Source organism: Streptomyces amakusaensis, from assembly GCF_039532665.1.
Classification (GTDB): domain Bacteria; phylum Actinomycetota; class Actinomycetes; order Streptomycetales; family Streptomycetaceae; genus Streptomyces; species Streptomyces amakusaensis.
In genome coordinates this window covers 162,892-183,020 of the sequence record NZ_BAAASB010000003.1, presented here as the reverse complement: position 1 = coordinate 183,020, position 20,129 = coordinate 162,892, and the positions used below count along the sequence as shown (strand labels likewise).

Here is a 20,129-nt window from a genome sequence, read left to right as displayed (position 1 = left end):
GAGCCCGGGGATGTGGGCGGGCCCCCGGACCATAGACTGGACCCGTGAGTGAGCATCCGGCCGACCGTCCCGCAGAGCCCGACCCCTTTGACGAGATCGTCGACGCAGAGACCGACCGTGACCCCGACCTGGCGGTGATCGAGGCCGGCAGCCGCACCCTGCGCGCCCAGTCCGGTGCCCCGTCGCAGGACGCCGTCCCCGCCCGGCCCGCCGACCCCGAGACCGACCGCGCCCTGCGCACCGTCGAGACCGAGCTGGCCGGCCGCTGGGGCGAGACCAAGCTCGAACCCTCGGTGACCAGGATCGCCGCGCTGATGGACGTCCTCGGCGAGCCCCAGCGCGCCTACCCCTCCATCCACATCACCGGCACCAACGGCAAGACCTCCACGGCCCGCATGATCGAGGCCCTGCTCTCCGCCTTCGAGCTGCGCACCGGCCGCTACACCTCCCCGCACGTCCAGTCGATCACCGAGCGGATCAGCCTCGACGGCGCGCCGGTCGACCCCGAGCGCTTCATCTCCACCTACGAGGACGTCAAGCCGTACGTCGAGATGGTCGACGCCTCGCAGGAGTACCGGCTCTCCTTCTTCGAGGTGCTCACCGGCATGGCGTACGCGGCCTTCGCGGACGCCCCCGTGGACGTCGCCGTGGTCGAGGTCGGCATGGGCGGCGCGTGGGACGCCACCAATGTGATCGACGGATCCGTCGCCGTGATCACCCCGATCGCGCTGGACCACACCGACCGGCTCGGCTCCACCACCGGCGAGATCGCCGCGGAGAAGGCCGGCGTCATCAAGCAGGACGCGACGGTGATCCTGGCCCAGCAGCCGGTGGACGCGGCGCAGGTGATCCTGAAGAAGGCCGTCGAGGTCGACGCCACCGTCGCCCGCGAGGGCATGGAGTTCGGCGTGGTCTCCCGCGAGATCGCCGTCGGCGGCCAGCTGCTGACCCTGCGCGGTCTCGGCGGCGAGTACGGCGAGATCTTCCTCCCGCTCTACGGGGCCCACCAGGCGCACAACGCGGCGGTGGCGCTCGCGGCGGTCGAGGCGTTCTTCGGCATCGGCGCGGACCACGCGCGCACGCTGGACGCGGACACCGTCCGCAAGGCGTTCGCCGCGGTCTCCTCGCCGGGCCGGCTCGAAGTCGTCCGGCGCAGCCCCACGGTGGTCCTGGACGCGGCGCACAACCCGGCGGGCGCGCTCGCCGCCGCCGAGGCCGTGACCGAGGCCTTCGGCTTCTCCCGGCTGATCGGTGTGGTCGGCGCGAGCGGCGACAAGGACGTCCGGGGGCTGCTCGAAGCCTTCGAGCCGGTCTTCGCCGAGGTCGTCGTCACCCAGAACTCCACCCCCCGCGCGATGGACGCGGACGCGCTCGCGGCGGTCGCGGTGGAGGTCTTCGGCGACGAGCGGGTGGTGGTCGAGCCCCGGCTCGACGAGGCCATCGAGGCGGCGATCACGCTGGCCGAGGAGGAGGCCGAGTACGCGGGCGCGGGCGTCCTGGTGACCGGTTCCGTGATCACGGTCGGCGAGGCCCGGCTGCTGCTGGGGAGGGGCTGACATGCGTACGCTCTGCGCGTCCACGCTGATCGGCGAGTTCTTCGTCATCGGGTTCGCCGGACTGGTCGCCATGAAGGACCCGGAGCTGTCCACGGGACTGGTGTGGACGGTCTGCGCCGTCGGCATGGTGCTCTCGGTGCTGCTCTGCGGGATGCTCTCCCGCCCCTTCGGGGTGCAGCTGGGCTGGGCGCTCCAGATCGGTCTGGTCCTCAGCGGCCTGGTGGTCCCGATGATGTTCCCGCTGGGCCTGTGCTTCGCCGGACTGTGGTGGGCCTCCGTCCACTACGGCCGCAAGATCGACGAGACCAAGGCGCGCTGGGCGGCGCAGGCCGGGGCCGAGCCCCAGGCCTGAGCCCGGGGCCGTCCGGCCGGTCCCAGGTCCGGGTGCGGGTGGCGCCGGGGCCCCCTGTAGCCTCGGCTCACCGCACACGTATGCCTGCAAGGAGCCCTGCACCATGACTCAGCGCACCCTCGTCCTCCTCAAGCCCGACGCGGTCCGGCGCAAGCTGGTCGGCGAGATCCTCGGCCGGATCGAGGCCAAGGCCGGCTGGACCATCAGCGCTCTGGAACTGCGCACCCTGGACCAGGAGACCCTGGAGCAGCACTACGGCGAGCACAAGGGCAAGCCGTTCTACGAGCCCCTGGTCGCGTTCATGGCCTCCGGTCCGGTCGTCGCGCTCGTCGTGGACGGCGAGCGGGTCATCGAGGGCGTTCGGCAGCTCGCCGGCCCCACCGACCCCATCGCCGCCGCACCCGGCTCGATCCGCGGCGATTTCGGCACCATCGTCCGTGAGAACCTCATCCACGCCTCAGACTCGGAAGAGTCCGCCATTCGGGAACTGAAGATTTTCTTTCCGGGACTTTCCTGACCCCACATCAGCCATACAGCGCTCATGACCTGGGGCGACCGAAGGAATTCGGTCGCCCTTCGGCATATGCGAACGCAATGCGGGAACGGATCGCCGCGACACTTCGTCACCTAAAGAGAGGCGTACCACCGCGCCGTCTCCGTGCGGGCGGCATTACGATGTAGCCCTCACGCCACAGCACCCAACCTGCCGTCCTGAAAAGCTGTCAGCTCGATTCGGGAAGGCCAGACGCATCCTCATGGGGAACAACATGTCGTTCATCGGCCGTGACATGGCTGTCGACCTCGGGACCGCCAACACGCTGGTGTACGTCAGGGGCCGGGGGATCGTTCTCAACGAGCCGTCCGTCGTCGCCATCAACACCAACACGGGCGGCATTCTCGCGGTCGGCTCCGAGGCGAAGAAGATGATCGGACGGACGCCGGGCAACATCGTGGCCGTCCGGCCGCTGAAGGACGGCGTCATCGCCGACTTCGAGATCACCGAGCGGATGCTCCGCTACTTCATTCTGAAGATCCACAAGCGTCGTTATCTCGCCCGTCCGAGGGTCGTCGTCTGTGTGCCCTCCGGCATCACGGGAGTCGAGCGCCGCGCGGTCATCGAGGCGTCGACGCAGGCGGGCGCGCGCCAGGTGCACATCATCGAGGAGCCCATGGCCGCCGCCATCGGCTCCGGACTCCCGGTCCACGAGGCCACCGGCAATATGGTGGTGGACATCGGCGGCGGAACCACCGAAGTCGCCGTCATCTCCCTCGGCGGAATCGTCACGGCCCAGTCCATCAGGGTCGCCGGCGACGAACTGGACAACGCGATCATTCAGCACATCAAGAAGGAGTACTCACTCCTCCTCGGTGAGCGGACCGCCGAACAGATCAAGATCACTATTGGCTCCGCATACGACATGGGCCAGGACGAGCACACCGAGATCCGCGGCCGTGACCTCGTCTCCGGTCTGCCGAAGACCGTCGTCATCTCGGCCGCCGAAGTCCGCAAGGCGATCGAGGAGCCGGTCAACTCGATCGTCGACGCGGTCAAGACCACCCTCGACAAGTGCCCGCCCGAGCTGTCGGGCGATGTGATGGACCGGGGCATCGTCCTCACCGGCGGCGGCGCGCTGCTGCGCGGCCTCGACGAGCGCCTCCGCGTCGAGACCGGCATGCCCATCCACATCGCCGAGAACCCGCTGGACTCGGTCGCGCTCGGCTCCGGCAAGTGCGTGGAGGAGTTCGAGGCGCTCCAGCAGGTGCTGGACGCCCAGCCGCGCCGATAGCCCCGGCCCGAGGCGGACGCCGCCGGTGACACGTGCCGCCGGCCCACTGGCCCCCGGATCCCGCGAGGGGCCCGGGGGTCCCGGTACGGGGGCCTGCCAACCCGTACGGCAGATCGTTGATATACAGACATCTCCATTCCTACGAGGAAGGCACGGCCGCCGCACGTGAGGGACACACGAGAGAGCCGGCTGCTCCTGGTGCTGCTGATCGCCATCGCGTTCGCTTTGATCACGGTGGACATCCGGGGCGGCGAGGACTCACCGATCGACGGCGCCCGGCAGGCCGCCGCCACGGTCTTCGGGCCGGTGGAGAACGGCGTCGCCTCCGCGGTCGACCCGGTCGGCAACGCGATCGGAGCCGTCCGTGACTCCGGCGAGCGCCACGACCGCATCAGCGTGCTGGAGCGGGAGAACGCCCAACTCAAGGCCAGACTGGGCAGCGACGACCGCAACCGCAGCCGGGCGCGCGAGCTGGACCGGATGCTGCGCACGGCCGGGGCCGGGCAGTACGGCATCAAGGGCGCGGAGGTCATCGCCATAGGAGCGGCCCAGGGCTTCTCCTGGACGATCACCATCGACATCGGCTCCCTCGACGGCATCCGCCGCGACATGACCGTGCTCAACGGAGACGGACTCGTCGGCCGGGTCACCACCGTCGGCCCGCACACCGCGACCGTCCTGCTGGCCAACGACCCCGGCTTCACCGTCGGCACCCGGATGGAGAAGACCGACGAGCTGGGCTTCGCCACCGGCCAGGGCGACCGCCCGCTCTCCGTCCAGCTGTTGAACGGAAAGCACAAGGTCAAGAAGGGCGACCGGCTGGTCACCTTCGGCTCCCGGGCCGACAAGCCCTTCGTGCCCGGCGTCCCCATCGGCCAGGTGGTCCGCGTGGACCCCGCCGGCGGCGATCTGACCCGCACCGTCCATGTCGAGCCCTACGTCGGCTTCAGCAAGCTCGACATCGTCGGCGTGGTCGTCCAGGCCCCCCGTACCGACCCCCGGGACACCGTGCTGCCCGCCAAGCCCGCGGGCCCCAGGCCCACCCCGACCGTCACCGTGACGGTCACCCCCAGCGCTCCCGGCGCCGGCGGCGAACTGCCGCAGGGCGACGCCGCCGAACGGGTGCCCGGCGACGCCCTGGCCCCCGCGACCACCCCGTCCCCCGGCGCGAGCCGGGCCCCCGCCGCCACCGGGTCCCCGGACGGCGGAACGCCCCAGGGCGACCCCGATCCGGACCCGGCCGGCGGCCGGGACGACGAGCAGCAGTAGGAGCTGATCCGTCATGCGTGTCAACCGGACGCTTCTCTCCGCGGCCCTCGTCGTGGTCGCGCTCGTCCTCCAGGTCTCCGTCCTCTCCCGGCTCCAGCTCCCCGGCGCGGTCCCCGATCTGCTGCTGCTGACCGTCCTCGGCCTCGCCCTCGTCTACGGGCACCTCGCCGGCGCGTTCATCGGCTTCGGCGCCGGACTCCTCGCCGACCTCGCACCCCCCGCCGACCACGCGGCCGGACAGTACGCCCTGGTCCTCTGCGTCATCGGCTATCTCGCGGGCCTCGCCCGCCCCGAGAACGGCAAGCTGAAGTCCGCCACCGGCCCGATGCTCGTGGTCGTCGCCGCCGCCGTCGCCTCCACCCTGCTGTACGCGGGAGTCGGCGCGCTCGTCGGCGACAGCCCCGTCCGCCATGTCGGCCTCGGCGATCTGCTCTTCACCGCCGCCGTCTACGATCTGCTGCTCGCGCCGTTCACCGTGCCGCTCATCATGGCGCTGGCCCGCCGCACCGAGAACGACCCGCTCTCCGACAGCCAGAACGCCGGCGCGGGCGATGTCTCCTCGGGCTGGCTCGCCTCCGGCACCGGACTGCGCATCGGCTCCCAGCGCGGGGGACTGCGCGTCAAGGCCGCCCGCAACAGAGCCACCCGCGCCGGACGGATCAAGGGGGTCAAGCGACTGTGAGCAACATCCCGGAGACCGGCCGGACCCCACGGGTCCAGATCCGGCTCGTCGTCATCCAGGTACTGGTCTTCTCCCTCCTCCTCACCCTCGGCGGACGGCTCTGGTACCTCCAGATCCGCAACGGCCAGGAGTACACCGACGAGGCGAAGAACAACGGCGTCCAGCGCGTCGTCCAGCCCGCCGTCCGGGGCTCCATCCTCGACGCGCGCGGCGTGCCGCTGGCCGACAACGAGACCCGTCTCGTCGTCTCCGCCTCCCGCACCGAGCTGATGAAGATGCGCGACGACGGCAAGGGCGTCCTCACCCGGCTCGCCGAAGTCCTCGACATGAAGCCCAAGGACGTCCAGGACAAGGTCCGGCTCTGCGACTCCAAGACCGGGAAGCCCTGCTGGAACGGCTCCCCCTACCAGCCGATCCCCGTCACCGACGAGGCCACCACCCAGCAGGCCCTCCAGATCCGCGAGCGCGCCGAGGACTTCCCCGGCATCACCGCCGAGCCCACCGCCGTACGCCGCTACACCGCCCCCGGCAAGGCCAACACCGCCCAGGTCCTCGGCTATCTCTCCCCCGTCACCGACGGCGAGATCGAGGAGGCCAAGGACACCGAGTCCCCCTTCCTCCGCTCCGACCAGGTCGGCCGCTCCGGCCTGGAGCGCACCTACGACAACGCGCTGCGCGGCAAGGCCGGCATCACCCGCTACGAGGTGGACAACCTCGGCCGGGTCATCGGCGAGGCCGAGCGCGACAAGGCCCAGCCCGGCGCGAACCTCGTCACCTCCATCGACGCCCGCGTCCAGGCCGTCGCCGAGTACGAGCTGAACGAGGCCATGAAGGCCGCCCGCAAGGAAATCGACAAGAACAACACCGGCAAGAACTACAAGGCCGACGCGGGCGCGGTCGTGGTGATGGAGAACAAGACCGGCCGCGTCATCTCCATGGCCTCCCTGCCGACGTACGACCCCAACGCCTGGGTCGGCGGCATCTCCGGCAAGGACTACGCGCGGCTCACCGACAAGCGCTCCAACTACCCGCTGCTCAACCGGGGCATCCAGAGCCAGGCCGCCCCCGGCTCCATCTTCAAGGTGATCTCCTCCACCGCCGCCGTCAACGCCGGGTACGACTTCGACGGCAACTACCCCTGCCCCTCCTCGCTCTCCTTCGGCGGCCGGGAGTTCAAGAACTTTGAATCCCGGGGATACGGGATCATCGACCTCGGCCGCGCGCTCGAAGTCTCCTGCGACACCGTCTACTACGGCCTCGCCCACCAGGAGTGGCTGAACGACGGCGGCATCAACCCCAAGAAGAAGCCCGACGACTGGTTCTACAAGACCGCGCACCAGTTCGGCCTCGGCGCGAAGACCGGCATCGACCTCCCCAACGAGGTCGGCGGCCGGGTCCCCGACCGCCAGTGGAAGCAGAGCTACTGGGAGCAGCTCAAGGACACCTGGTGCAAGGAGGGCAAGAAGGGCGGCACCTACGTCGAGCAGATCGCCTTCGAGAACTGCCTCGAAGGCAACCGGATGCGCGCGGGCGACTCGGTCAACTACTCCATCGGGCAGGGAGACACCCTCGTCACCCCGATACAGATGGCGTCGATCTACGCGGCCATCTCCAACGGCGGCACGATGTACCGGCCCACCGTCGGCAAGGCCGTCATCAGCGCCGACGGCAAGTCCGTCCGGGAGATCAAGCCCGAGCGGGCCGCCAAGCTCCCCATGGACGCCGCGACCAACAAGAAGATAAACGATGCCCTCGCGGGAGTCGCGACCCGCGGTTCCGCCGCCTGGCGATTCGGCGGCTGGCCGCAGGACAGGATCCCGATGCACGCCAAGACGGGCACCGCCGAGGTCTACGGCAAGCAGACCACCTCGTGGTTCGCCTCCTACACCGACGACTACACCATCGTGATGACGATCTCCCAGGGCGGCACCGGCTCCGGCGCCTCGGGACCCGCCGTCCGGAAGATCTACGAAGCGATGTACGGACTCGACGAGAAGGGCGGCCAGGACCTCAAGCGCGCCCTGCTGCCCGCCCCCCAGAAGGCCCTGCCGAGGATCGGGGCCGACGGCTCCATCGACGCGCCCGGGATCAAGCCGTACAAGCCGCGCAAGCCGCTGCCGCCGCAGACCCAGCAGGCAGCCGCCACCACCGGCGACCGCCGCCCCGGCACCCTGCCGGACACCAGCCTGCGGCTCGCGGCGGCGACCGCGCGAAGGGACTGAGGCTGAGGCATGGCCGGCACCAATGGCTTCTCCGTCTCCGGATACGGACCCCAGCGCGGCGGACTCTGGTCCCAGCTCTCCGCCCGCGACTCGGTGGTCCGGCGGCTCGACTGGCCGCTCCTCCTCTGCGCCTTCCTGCTCTCCGGCATCGGCGCGCTGCTCGTCTGGTCGGCCACCCGCGGCCGGACCGAGCTGACCGGGGGAGACCCGTACGACTTCCTCTTCCGGCACATACTGAACACCGGCATCGGCATCGCGCTGATGATCGCCACCATCTGGCTCGGCCACCGCACCCTGCGCGGCGCGGTCCCGGTGCTCTACGGCATCTCCGTGCTGCTCATCGTCCTCGTCCTCACCCCCCTCGGCGCGACGATCAACGGCGCGCACGCCTGGATCGTCATCGGCGGCGGCTTCTCCATCCAGCCCTCGGAGTTCGTGAAGATCACGATCATCCTGGGCATGGCGATGCTGCTCGCCTCCCGCGTCGACGCGGGCGACCTCGCCCACCCGGACCACCGCACCGTCGCCAAGTCGCTCGGCATCGCCGTGCTGCCGATGGCGATCGTCATGCTGATGCCCGACCTCGGCTCGGTCATGGTCATGGTCGTCATCATGCTCGGCGTCCTGCTCGCCTCCGGCGCGCCCAACCGCTGGATCCTCGGGCTGATCGGCAGCGGAGTGGCCGGCGCGGTCCTCGTCACCGCGCTCGGACTGCTGGACGAGTACCAGATCAACCGCTTCGCCGCCTTCGCCAACCCCGAGCTGGACCCGGCGGGCGTCGGCTACAACACCAACCAGGCCCGGATCGCCATCGGCTCCGGCGGACTGCTGGGCACCGGCCTCTTCAAGGGCTCCCAGACCACCGGCCAGTTCGTCCCCGAGCAGCAGACCGACTTCGTCTTCACCGTCGCGGGCGAGGAGCTGGGCTTCGTCGGGGCCGGGCTGATCCTGGTGCTGCTCGGCGTGGTCCTCTGGCGCGCCTGCCGGATCGCCCGCGAGACCACCGAGCTGTACGGGACGATCGTCGCCGCCGGCATCATCGCCTGGTTCGCCTTCCAGTCCTTCGAGAACATCGGGATGACCCTCGGGATCATGCCGGTGGCCGGGCTGCCGCTGCCCTTCGTCTCCTACGGAGGCTCGTCCATGTTCGCCGTCTGGGTGGCGATCGGACTCCTCCAGTCCATCCGGGTGCAGCGGCCGATGTCGGCCTGACCGCCCGATCGGTCCTGGCGCGGGTCTGCCGCTTCGCGTGTTCGCGAACTAGATTCGGTTCATGGCGGACACCAAGCGAGAAATCGAGCGGAAGTACGAAGCCACCCCCGAGACCCGGCTGCCCGAGCTGACCCGAGTGGCCGGGGTCGCGGCCGTCGCCGACCACGGCACGGCCGAGCTGGACGCGGTCTACTACGACACGGCCGATCTGCGGCTCGCCGCGGCCTCCATCACCCTCCGCAGGCGCACGGGCGGCGCCGACGCGGGCTGGCACCTCAAACTGCCCGTCGCCCCCGGCGTACGGGACGAGATCGGCGTCCCCCTCTCCGACGACATCCCGCGCACCCTGCGGGCGCTGGTGCGGGCCCGGGTCCGGGGGGCGGAGCCCGTCCCCGTGGTCCGGCTGCTCTCCTCCCGGCACCTCCAACTGCTCACCGACGCCGACGGGCGTCTCCTCGCCGAGGTGAGCCGGGACGCCGTCCGCGCCCGGCGGCTGCTCGGCGAGGGCGAGGGCGCCGGGCGTGAGGCGGCCTGGGACGAGATCGAGGTCGAACTCGGCGACGACGCCGACCCCGCCGTACTGGACCGGGTCCACAAGAAGCTCACCAAGGCCGGGCTGCGGCCCGCCGCCGCCCCCTCGAAGCTGGCCAGGGCCCTCGCCGAGACCGGCCTGGAGGTCCCCGGCCACCGCCCGGCCGAGCCCACCGACGCGGGCGGCCACCTCCTCGTCCATCTGCGCGAACACATCGAGGCCCTCCTCGCGTACGACCCCGCCGTACGCCGGAACCTCCCCGACTCCGTCCATCAGGCCCGGGTCTCCACCCGGCGGCTGCGCAGCGCCTTCCGCAGCTACGGCAAGGTCCTCGACCGAGCGGTGACCGACCCCATCGGCGAGGAGCTGAAATGGCTCGCGGGCGAGCTGGGGGTCGCCCGCGACCAGGAGGTCCTCGCCGAACGGCTCCGCTCCCGCATCGACGGACTGCCCCGCGCCCTGCTGCTCGGCCCGGTCCGCGGCCGGCTGCGGATCTGGACGACCGCCCAGGGCTCGGGGGCCCGCCGCCGGGCCCTGACCACCCTGGACAGCAGGCGCTACCTCGCCCTGCTGGACTCCCTGGACGCCCTCCTCGCGGACCCGCCGCTGCTCAGGGCTGCCGCCCGGCCGCCGAAGCCCGTGTTCGCCAAGGCCCTGGTCAAGGAGTACGCCCGGCTGGCCACCCGGGTCGAACACGCCCTGGGGCTGCCGCCGGGACCCGAGCGCGATCTCGCCCTCCACGACGCCCGCAAGGCCGCCAAACGCGCCCGGTACGCCGGGGAGGCCGCCAAACCCGCCCTCGGCGGCCCCGCCAAGCGGTTCGCCCGGCGGACCAAGGCCGTGCAGACCGTCCTCGGCGACCACCAGGACAGCGTGGTGGCCCGCGACGCCCTGCGGAATCTCGCGATCCAGGCCCATGCGGCGGGGGAGTCCGCCTTCACCTGGGGACTGCTGTACGGCCAGGAGCAGCGCTCCGCCTCGGACCGCGAACGCGAGCTGCCCGGGGTCTGGGCCGAGGCCTCGGACCAGGAGGTGCGCGAGCTGCTCGACGGCTGACCGGCCCGGTCCCCCCGGCCTCCCGGCCCCGGGGCCGTAAGGCGGCGGCTCTCCAGCGCGTTACGCTAGAGAGTCGCCCCCTTGCCAGCTCACGAAAGTCCCGAGATGTCTGCTGCTGAGTCGGTCTTCCCACAGCTCGAAGCGCTGCTCCCGCATGTGCAGAAGCCCATCCAGTACGTGGGCGGTGAGCTGAACTCCACCGTCAAGAACTGGGACGAGTGCGATGTGACCTGGGCGCTCATGTACCCGGACGCCTACGAGGTCGGGCTGCCCAACCAGGGCGTCATGATCCTTTACGAGGTACTGAACGAGCGCGAGGGCGTGCTCGCCGAGCGGACCTACAGCGTCTGGCCCGACCTCGAAGAGCTGATGCGCGAGCACGGCGTCCCCCAGTTCACCGTGGACAGCCACCGGCCCGTCGGCGCCTTCGACGTCTTCGGCCTCAGCTTCTCCACCGAGCTGGGCTACACCAACATGCTCACCGCCCTCGATCTCGCGGGCATCCCGCTGGCGGCGCGCGACCGCACCGTCGACGACCCGATCGTGCTCGCGGGCGGCCACGCGGCCTTCAACCCCGAGCCGATCGCCGAGTTCATCGACTGCGCCGTCATCGGCGACGGCGAGCAGGCCGTCCTCGACATCACCGAGATCGTCCGCGCCTGGAAGGCGGAGGGCCGCCCCGGCGGCCGCGAGGAGGTGCTCTTCCGGCTCGCCAAGACCGGCGGGGTCTACGTCCCCGGCTTCTACGACGTCGAGTATCTGCCGGACGGCCGGATCGCCCGAGTGGTCCCCAACAAGTCCGGCGTCCCGTGGCGGGTCTCCAAGCACACCGTCATGGACCTCGACGAGTGGCCCTACCCCAAGCAGCCCCTCGTCCCCCTCGCCGAGACCGTCCACGAGCGGATGTCCGTCGAGATCTTCCGCGGCTGCACCCGCGGCTGCCGTTTCTGCCAGGCCGGCATGATCACGCGTCCCGTGCGGGAGCGAAGCATCACCGGCATCGGCGAGATGGTCGAGAAGGGTCTCAAGGCCACCGGCTTCGAGGAGGTCGGCCTCCTCTCCCTCTCCAGCGCCGACCACACCGAGATCGCCGACGTCGCCAAGGGCCTCGCGGACCGCTACGAGAAGGACAAGATCGGCCTCTCGCTGCCCTCCACCCGCGTCGACGCCTTCAACGTCGACCTCGCCAACGAGCTGACCCGCAACGGCCGCCGCTCCGGCCTCACCTTCGCCCCCGAGGGCGGCTCCGAGCGCCTGCGCAAGGTCATCAACAAGATGGTCTCCGAAGAGGACCTGATCCGCACCGTCGCCACCGCCTACGGCAACGGCTGGCGCCAGGTCAAGCTCTACTTCATGTGCGGCCTCCCCACCGAGACCGACGAGGACGTCCTCCAGATCGGCGACATGGCCGTCAACGTCATCGCCAAGGGCCGCGAGGTCTCCGGCTCCCAGGACATCCGCTGCACCGTCTCCATCGGCGGCTTCGTCCCCAAGCCCCACACCCCCTTCCAATGGGCCGCCCAGCTCAGCGCCGAGGAAACCGACGCCCGCCTCACCAAGCTCCGCGACAAGATCCGCGGCGACAAGAAGTACGGCCGCTCCATCGGCTTCCGCTACCACGACGGCAAACCCGGCATCGTCGAAGGCCTCCTCTCCCGCGGCGACCGCCGCATCGCCGCCGTCATCCGCGCCGTCTACGAGGACGGCGGCCGCTTCGACGGCTGGCGCGAACACTTCTCCTACGACCGCTGGATGGCCTGCGCCGACAAGACCCTCCCCCAGGCCGGCGTCGACGTCGACTGGTACACCACCCGCGAGCGCACCTACGAAGAGGTCCTCCCCTGGGACCACCTCGACTCCGGCCTCGACAAGGACTGGCTCTGGGAGGACTGGCAGGACGCCCTCGACGAGACCGAGGTCGAGGACTGCCGCTGGACGCCGTGCTTCGACTGCGGTGTCTGTCCTCAGATGGACACCCAGATCCAGATCGGCCCGACGGGCAAGAAGCTGCTGCCGCTGTCGGTCGTCAACCAGTAGCGGATTTCCGACGGCCCCGTCCTGGCGGGCGGGGCCGTCGGACACTCAAGGGGCCCGCCCGCGAAAGCGTCCCCCTTGATGACCGGGCGCTCCCTGGCATCCTCCGGAACAATCAGCTCCAGGCGTACCTCCGGGGCCCGGACTCAGTGAACCTTCTGCCCGCTCCCAGCGCGCGCGAAATCCCCAGGAACTCGGTCGCACCCCCTGCCTCCTGGTCGGCTGAGCTTTCGCCCTCTTGTCCAGTGCGGCCTGGAGCGCCAGCCACTCCGGCTCAGTGAGGATCGGAGCGGCGACCTCGATCGGATCGCTGTCCGCCCCCAGCACGGTCCGGGAGCGTCTGACACCGCCGTTTCTGCACTCCTCGACGCGAACCCCCATGAGCGCCGGATTTCGCAGCCTTCGCAGCAGAGTGCTGGTGGTCCACCGGCCGCCACCGCCGGTTGGGACGTTGGCGCGGATGAGCACGGCGGTCATCCGACGGGCCGAGACCCCGCGCAAGGCGGCGCGTAAGCACCAGCGCTGCACGCGCTGTTCCTGCGGGCTGATGACGAGCCTGCCTCGGTCGTCAATGGCGTAACCGTAGGGCGGCTTTCCGACGAGCCAGTCGGGCTGATTCCTGGTGTATTCCCACAGGCTCGTCACACGGGTGCTCATGGCTGCCGCCTCGATCTCGGCGACGCCGCCGATGGCCTTCGTCATCACGCTTCCGGCGATGGTGGACAGATCGATGGTGTCGTGTCGGGAAACAAGGTCCTTCCCGTGGCGGAGGCACCACTCGATCATGGTGTGGAGATCCGTGAGCCGGCGGACGTGAGTGTCGAGAGCCTTATGGACAGGAGTGCCCTTGGCGCGTCCCGGGGCAGAGCTGTCTCCGCAGCCATGAGCGCGTTCAGAAGGGCCAGATCCGCTTTGCGCCACCGAAGGGCGGCTATGTGAGGCTCTGGCCGATTTCTTGTGACCTTCTTCATTCCGCTCGTGAGGGGCCGTACCCCAGCGCCCTGCTCCCGCACGAGGTCGAGGAGTTCGGGGCGGGTCGGCATCGGCCCGAGGTGTTCGCGGAGTACGCGAAGTTGCGGCGGTGCTGGTCACGTGTGGGGTGGGAAACGCCGGTATGGGATCCGAACGGGTGTCTGAGGCGTCATGAGCGGCATGGATGATCCGAAGCGGGACCGATCGAGGATGTCCGCTCATGAGGGGCGGGAGGGCGGCTGCCTGGCGGCTGCCGTGCGGCTGCCCGTGCGGATGGTGGTGCTGGTCGTCGTCGTGCCCGTACGGGTGCTCTGGGAGCTGCTGGCTCCGCTGAGGCCGGTGGTGGGACGGGTGCTGGTCTTCATCGGGAAGCTGATCTTCGTGTGGCCCTGGGTGGGGCTCTGGAGATATGTGCTGGTGCCGGTGTGGAGGTACGGCGTCGAGTGGCCGGCGGTCCGGCTGCACCGGTATGTGCTGCGGTACGTGGTGGTGATTCCGCTGGTGTGGCTGTGGAGGAGGGTGTTGCTGCCGGCGCTCCGGGGGCTGGGCCGGGGGATGGCGTGGGTTTTCGTCCGGCTGGTGTGGCGGCCGTTGTGCTGGGTGGTGGCGCGGGTGGTCGCGCCGCCGCTGAAGCTGTTGTGGAGGTATGTGCTCGCGCCGGTGGGCAGGGAGGTCCTGGCCGCGCTGGCGCTGGCGGGCCGGATCGGCGTGCGGCTCGCCCGGGTGGTCGCGGCGGCTCTGGTGTGGTGCTTCGGGCCGGTGTGGCGGTCGGCGGTGCGGACGGCCCGGGAGACGGCGGAGCAGATCCGCAGGGCGCTGGGGGCGGGGTCGGGGCGTTGACGGGCCCCGGAAACGGGCTCGGGGGAACCGGGCGGGCCCATGGCGCGTACTCTGGGTAGTACAACGACTGTCCCCGGCGCGGCGGCCGGGCCCGAGATCTCCCTCCATCAGCGGGGGTGAGCCGGGCGAGGCCCGCACGGGGCGCCCCGCATTCCGAGGGCGGCGTCACCCGCGCCGTCCCGCACCGAGGAGAAGAACCACTGGGCAAGCGACAGCCCGAAGGCCCGCCGCCCGCGCCTGCGGTCCAGCGGATCAGACTGCGCTACACCAAGCGCGGCCGCCTCCGGTTCACCAGCCACCGTGACTTCCAGCGCGCTTTCGAGCGGGCGTTGAGGCGTTCCGAGGTGCCCATGGCGTACTCGGCCGGCTTCACCCCGCACCCGAAGGTGTCGTACGCCAATGCCGCACCCACCGGCACGGGCAGCGAGGCCGAGTATCTGGAGATCGCCCTCACCGAGCACCGTGACCCCGCGATTCTGCGGGATCTGCTCAATGAGTCGCTGCCGAGCGGACTCGACGTCACCGACGCCGTCGAGGCCCGCACGTCCGGACTCGCCGACCGGCTCACCGCCTCCGAATGGGAACTGCGGCTGGACAAGGTGGCGGCCGAGGACGCGGAGAGGGCGGTCGCCCTCTTCCTCGCGGCCGAGACCGTGGACGTCCAGCGCCGTGCCAAGAACGGCATGCGCACCTTTGACGCGCGTGCCGCCGTGGTGCGGCTTCAGGTGGTCTCTCCACAGCCTGATAGGCCCGTGGACGGCCCCTGTGCGATACTGCGGCTGGTTGTTCGGCACGTAACGCCTGCCGTGCGACCCGACGACGTCCTGTCCGGTCTCCGCGCTGTGGCCGACCTGGCGCCGCCGGTCCCCGCAGCGGTGACCAGGCTGGCGCAGGGGCTCTTCGACGAGGAGTCCGGCACGGTGACCGACCCGCTCGCACTCGATCGCGAGGCAGTTCCGACCGCCCCACCCACGGCCGTCGGGACGTCCTCCCCCCAGCTCTGACCGGGGGGTCCACGCGGCGAAACGGGTGTTTTGGTCCCGCCGCGCTCACAGGCAGTCGTTGCAGCACGGCCCTGGTACTCGGGAGCCACCTGAGTCGGGCCGCGCGCCACCACACAAGACTTTCGCCAGGCCGTGCGTACATCGCGTAGGGAACCGGCGAGCCAGACATTGAGCTCCCGTGCGGCGCCCGCGCCCCGGACGACACCACCGCGCCCCGCGCGGTTCGTGGACGTACGGCAAGCCGGCGCCCGGGAGCGTGACGGGAGAACCGCCCGCATGCTCGAGCGATCCGAAACCGGCACCGCCGGAGACCACACCGAGGCCAACGGCGACAGCCCCAGCGACACGCTGCCGCCCCGCCGCCGTCGCCGCGCCGCGTCCCGCCCGGCGGGACCGCCCGGCGGGACCGCCGCCGAGGCCGCGCCCGCCGAGAGCGCCGGGAGCACCGAGAGTGCCGCCCCGGAGGCCGCCGCCGAGGAGACCCCCGCGCCGCGTGCCCGCCGCCGGGCCACCCGCAAGGCCACCGCGCCCGCCGGAGCGCCGGAGGCCGTCGAGGCCCCTGCCGCCGAGGAGGCCCCTGCGCCGCGTGCGCGTCGTGCTACCCGTAAGGCCACTGCTCCGGTGGTCGAGGCCGTTGAGACGGCTGAGGTCGTGGAGGAGGCTCCGGCCGCGCCGAAGCGCCGTCGTGCGACTCGTGCGGTGAGCACCCCGGAGCCGGAGGCCGTCGAGGCCCCTGCCGCCGAGGAGGCTCCCGCGCCGCGTGCGCGCCGTGCCACTCGTAAGGCCACTGCTCCGGTGGTCGAGGCCGTTGAGACGGCTGAGGTCGTGGAGGAGGCTCCGGCCGCGCCGAAGCGCCGTCGTGCGACTCGTGCGGTGAGCACCCCGGAGCCGGAGGCCGTCGAGGCCCCTGCCGCCGAGGAGGCTCCCGCGCCGCGTGCGCGCCGTGCCACTCGTAAGGCCACTGCTCCGGTGGTCGAGGCCGTTGAGACGGCTGAGGTCGTGGAGGAGGCTCCGGCCGCGCCGAAGCGCCGCCGCGCCACCCGTGCGGTGAGCACCCCCGAGACCGCCGCCGCCGAGCCGGTCGCCGAGAGCGCCCCGGTGGCCCCCGAGGCCCCCGCCGCCGAGCCCGCACCGGAGCCCGAGGCCGCGCCCGCCGCCCCGGCCGGCCGCGCCCGCCGCCGGGCCACCCGTGGGGCCTCCGCCCCCGCGACGGCGACCGAGGCCCCTGTGACCGTCGAGGCCGTCGAGGCTCCCAAGGCCCCGGAGGCCGTCGAGGCCGCCGAGCCGGTCGCCGCCGAGGAGGTTTCCGCGCCGCGTGCCCGCCGCCGGGCCACCCGTGGCGCGTCCGCCCCCGCCGCCGCGCCGCAGGCCGCCGAGCCCGCCGCCGAGGAGGTCGAGGAGGCCGCCCCCGACTCCCGCCGCCGCCGTCGTGCCACCCGTGCGGTGAGCACCCCCGAGGCCCCCGCCGCCGCCGAGCCGACCCCGACCCCGGCCCAGGCCCCGGTCCAGGCCCCGGTCCAGCGTCAGCCCGTACAGTCCGCCGAGCAGCCCGCCCCCCGGGGCCGTGGCCGCAGGCGCGCCTCCTCGCCCGAGTTCACCGCGCAGTCGGACGCCTCCCCGGCGCGCCGCGCCGCCCGGCCCGCCGTCGCGGTCTTCCAGGCCCCGGTCTTCGCCGAGCCCGTGTTCCAGACGCCGGAGACGGCCGCCGCCGCTGCCGCCGCCGCGACCCTCGACCTCGACGAGGAGGAGGAGCTGATCGAGCCGGAGGAGGCGCCCGTCGCCGTCGCCGAGCCGGTCGCCGAGCCCGCCGGACGTCGCCGTCGCCGTCGTCGCGGTGAGAGCGCCGAGGCCCCCGCGCCGGTCGAGAAGGCCGCGGCCAAGGCCGTCGAGCAGCAGCCCGAGGAGCAGATCGCCGAGCCCGCCGAAGAGCCCGAGGCCGAGGCCGAGGCCGCCGGCGAGGAGCACGACGAGTTCGAGGACCGCCCCTCGCGCCGCCGCCGCCGGGGCGGCCGTCGCCGTCGTCGCGGTGAGCTTGCCGACGCCGACGAGGCCGCCGACGAGCAGCAGCAGGACGAGCGGGCCGACGAGGCCGCCGCCGTCGACGAGGAGGCGGAGGACGAGGACGAGCACACCGGGTCCGGCAGCTCCAGCAGCCGTCGCCGCCGCCGTCGCCGTCGTCGCAGTGGTGACGCCCTGAGCGAGGAGGAGACGGCCGCCGGCGACCCCGAGCGCACGGTCGTCAAGGTCCGCGAGCCGCGTGCCGCCCGCTCCCGCAGCAGCGAGGAGCCGTCGGACGAGGTGCAGTCCATCAAGGGCTCCACCCGTCTGGAGGCCAAGAAGCAGCGCCGCCGCGAGGGCCGTGAGCAGGGCCGCCGCCGGGTGCCGATCATCACCGAGGCCGAGTTCCTGGCCCGCCGCGAGGCCGTCGAGCGCGTGATGGTCGTCCGCCAGAGCGGCGAGCGCACCCAGATCGGCGTCCTTGAGGACAACGTGCTGGTCGAGCACTACGTCAACAAGGAGCAGGCGACCTCGTACGTCGGCAATGTCTACCTGGGCAAGGTGCAGAACGTCCTGCCGTCCATGGAGGCCGCCTTCGTCGACATCGGCAAGGGCCGCAACGCGGTCCTGTACGCCGGCGAGGTCAACTTCGAGGCGCTCGGCATGGCACACGGACCGCGCCGGATCGAGGCCGCGCTCAAGTCCGGCCAGTCGGTGCTCGTCCAGGTGACGAAGGACCCGATCGGCCACAAGGGCGCGCGGCTGACCAGCCAGGTCTCCCTGCCCGGCCGCTACCTGGTCTATGTGCCCGAGGGCTCGATGACCGGCATCAGCCGCAAGCTGCCCGACACCGAGCGCGCCCGGCTGAAGACCATCCTCAAGAAGATCGTCCCCGAGGACGCGGGCGTCATCGTGCGCACCGCCGCCGAGGGCGCGAGCGAGGACGAGCTGCGCCGTGACGTCGAGCGTCTCCAGGGCCAGTGGGAGGAGATCCAGCAGAAGGCGAAGAGCGGCAACGCCCCGACGCTGCTCTACGGCGAGCCGGACATGACCGTCCGGGTCGTCCGCGACATCTTCAACGAGGACTTCTCCAAGGTCATCGTCAGCGGTGACGAGGCCTGGGGGACCATCCACAGCTATGTCAACCAGGTCGCGCCGGACCTCTCGGACCGGCTCCAGCGGTGGACCAGCGAGGTGGACGTCTTCGCGACGTACCGCATCGACGAGCAGCTGATGAAGGCGCTGGACCGCAAGGTCTGGCTGCCCTCCGGCGGTTCGCTGGTCATCGACAAGACCGAGGCCATGATCGTGGTCGACGTCAACACCGGGAAGTTCACCGGCCAGGGCGGCAACCTGGAGGAGACCGTCACCAGGAACAACCTGGAGGCGGCCGAGGAGATCGTGCGTCAGCTGCGGCTGCGCGACCTCGGCGGGATCGTGGTGGTCGACTTCATCGACATGGTCCTGGAGTCCAACCGCGATCTGGTCATGCGCCGGCTGCTGGAGTGCCTGGGCCGCGACCGTACGAAGCACCAGGTCGCCGAGGTCACCTCGCTGGGCCTGGTCCAGATGACCCGCAAGCGGGTGGGCCAGGGTCTGCTGGAGTCCTTCTCCGAGACCTGTGTCCACTGCAACGGGCGCGGTGTGATCGTGCACATGGAGCAGCCGACCTCCGTCGGTGGCGGCGGTGGCGGCAAGCGTGCCAAGAAGCGCGGCCGGGGCGGTGCCGAGCACGTTCACGAGCACGAGACGGAGACGGCCGGCGGCCGTGAGGCCGAGCACGAGCCGGAGACCGAGACGGAGGCGGAGGTCGCGGCCGAGGTGGCCGAGCCCACCGCGCTGCCCGAGCCCGCGTTCGCGCCCGACGAGGATCTGTACAGCAGCGCCGCCGAGGCGGAGGCGGCTGCCCTGCGCGGCCGTGGCCGCCGCCGGGCGACCCGCAGGGCGTCGGCTCCGGCCGGCGCGCCCAGGGCCGCCGCGCCGGAGGTCGTGGTCGAGGCGAAGGCGAAGGCGGAGGTCGTGCCGGAGCCCGTGGCGGTTCCCGAGCCCGAGCCCCGGCCCGAGCCGGCCGCCGTGCCCGCCGCTGTCGTGCCCGACGCCGCTCCGCCGAGGGCCCGCCGCCGGGTGACCCGCAAGGTCACCGCGCCGGCCGGTTCCCCCTCGGGCGGCGAGGACGCCGCCGTGGTCGTGGTCGAGAACCCGTCGGCTCCCGCCGTCGAGGCGGTCGAGGCGGAGGAGCCCGCAGCCCCGGCCCCGGCCAAGAAGGCGGTCCGCAAGACGGCCGCCAAGAAGGCCCCCGCGAAGCAGGCCGCCGCCAAGAAGACGGCGGCCAAGACCACGGCCAAGAAGGCGGCGGTCAAGAAGACCACCGCCAAGAAGGCCACGAAGAAGACGGCCGCGGCCGAGCAGCAGTCCCCGGCGTCGGTCACGGCGTCGACCGACGGCTGACCGACCGACTGCTGACCGACCGACAGCGCCGACCGACAGCGCTGACCGGCCGACCGGCCCGGCCTCCGGGCCGTACAGAGCGCGCCGTGCCCCCGTCCCGTACTCCGGGCCGGGGGCACGGCGCTTTCCGTACCCGCGAAGCTCCCCCGTGAGGGGGACTTGGGG

Annotated in this window: 14 protein-coding genes; 13 read left to right on the top strand and 1 reads right to left on the bottom strand. The window is 71.7% G+C overall.

The genetic code is table 11. The features are described 5' to 3' along the window. Positions 1 to 44: 44 nt before the first annotated feature. The 10 genes from folC to ABD371_RS05915 all read left to right on the top strand — a co-directional run bounded on the left by folC (position 45) and on the right by ABD371_RS05915 (position 12,705). Positions 45 to 1,556, top strand: a complete 1,512-nt coding sequence (gene folC / locus ABD371_RS05960) for a bifunctional tetrahydrofolate synthase/dihydrofolate synthase (protein ID WP_344473503.1) — start codon at positions 45 to 47, stop codon at positions 1,554 to 1,556. Between the two features lies 1 nt (position 1,557). After that, positions 1,558 to 1,908 carry a DUF4233 domain-containing protein gene (locus ABD371_RS05955; protein WP_344473501.1) on the top strand — a complete coding sequence of 117 codons (351 nt, stop codon included), beginning with the start codon at positions 1,558 to 1,560 and terminating at the stop codon, positions 1,906 to 1,908. A 103-nt stretch (positions 1,909 to 2,011) separates the two neighbouring features. Continuing rightward, positions 2,012 to 2,425 carry a nucleoside-diphosphate kinase gene (ndk, locus tag ABD371_RS05950; protein WP_344473499.1) on the top strand — a complete coding sequence of 138 codons (414 nt, stop codon included), beginning with the start codon at positions 2,012 to 2,014 and terminating at the stop codon, positions 2,423 to 2,425. A gap of 250 nt (positions 2,426 to 2,675) precedes the next feature. Further along, positions 2,676 to 3,695, top strand: coding sequence for a rod shape-determining protein (locus ABD371_RS05945; protein WP_190122856.1), 1,020 nt, complete (start codon positions 2,676 to 2,678; stop codon positions 3,693 to 3,695). Between the two features lie 165 nt (positions 3,696 to 3,860). After that, positions 3,861 to 4,964 (top strand): rod shape-determining protein MreC, encoded by a 1,104-nt coding sequence (gene mreC / locus ABD371_RS05940; protein WP_344473497.1) that lies wholly within the window; start codon positions 3,861 to 3,863, stop codon positions 4,962 to 4,964. Between the two features lie 13 nt (positions 4,965 to 4,977). Next, positions 4,978 to 5,646 carry a rod shape-determining protein MreD gene (gene mreD / locus ABD371_RS05935; protein WP_344473495.1) on the top strand — a complete coding sequence of 223 codons (669 nt, stop codon included), beginning with the start codon at positions 4,978 to 4,980 and terminating at the stop codon, positions 5,644 to 5,646. Then, positions 5,643 to 7,868, top strand: coding sequence for a penicillin-binding protein 2 (gene mrdA, locus ABD371_RS05930; RefSeq protein WP_344473492.1), 2,226 nt, complete (start codon positions 5,643 to 5,645; stop codon positions 7,866 to 7,868). Before mreD ends, mrdA begins: the two co-directional genes overlap by 4 nt. Positions 7,869 to 7,877: 9 nt before the next feature. Continuing rightward, positions 7,878 to 9,080 (top strand): rod shape-determining protein RodA, encoded by a 1,203-nt coding sequence (gene rodA / locus ABD371_RS05925; RefSeq protein ID WP_344473490.1) that lies wholly within the window; start codon positions 7,878 to 7,880, stop codon positions 9,078 to 9,080. A 61-nt stretch (positions 9,081 to 9,141) separates the two neighbouring features. Continuing rightward, positions 9,142 to 10,668, top strand: a complete 1,527-nt coding sequence (locus ABD371_RS05920) for a CYTH and CHAD domain-containing protein (protein WP_344473488.1) — start codon at positions 9,142 to 9,144, stop codon at positions 10,666 to 10,668. 105 nt (positions 10,669 to 10,773) lie between these two features. Continuing rightward, the gene (locus ABD371_RS05915) at positions 10,774 to 12,705 is read left to right on the top strand and encodes a TIGR03960 family B12-binding radical SAM protein (RefSeq protein WP_344473486.1); all 1,932 of its coding nucleotides are present in this window, start codon (positions 10,774 to 10,776) and stop codon (positions 12,703 to 12,705) included. A 45-nt stretch (positions 12,706 to 12,750) separates the two neighbouring features. On the opposite strand, the gene ABD371_RS05910 is transcribed toward ABD371_RS05915, so the two are convergent. Further along, complete coding sequence (locus ABD371_RS05910) at positions 12,751 to 13,488, bottom strand: recombinase family protein (protein ID WP_344473484.1); 738 nt, start codon at positions 13,486 to 13,488, stop codon at positions 12,751 to 12,753. A 396-nt stretch (positions 13,489 to 13,884) separates the two neighbouring features. Here ABD371_RS05910 and ABD371_RS05905 point away from each other — a divergent pair, with 396 nt between their 5' ends. The 3 genes from ABD371_RS05905 (at position 13,885) to ABD371_RS05895 (ending at position 19,964) form a co-directional block, all read left to right on the top strand. Beyond that, the gene (locus ABD371_RS05905) at positions 13,885 to 14,514 is read left to right on the top strand and encodes a hypothetical protein (protein ID WP_344473482.1); all 630 of its coding nucleotides are present in this window, start codon (positions 13,885 to 13,887) and stop codon (positions 14,512 to 14,514) included. Between the two features lie 200 nt (positions 14,515 to 14,714). Beyond that, complete coding sequence (locus ABD371_RS05900) at positions 14,715 to 15,518, top strand: TIGR03936 family radical SAM-associated protein (protein ID WP_344474083.1); 804 nt, start codon at positions 14,715 to 14,717, stop codon at positions 15,516 to 15,518. A 276-nt stretch (positions 15,519 to 15,794) separates the two neighbouring features. Continuing rightward, complete coding sequence (locus ABD371_RS05895) at positions 15,795 to 19,964, top strand: Rne/Rng family ribonuclease (protein ID WP_344473480.1); 4,170 nt, start codon at positions 15,795 to 15,797, stop codon at positions 19,962 to 19,964. Positions 19,965 to 20,129: the final 165 nt, after the last annotated feature.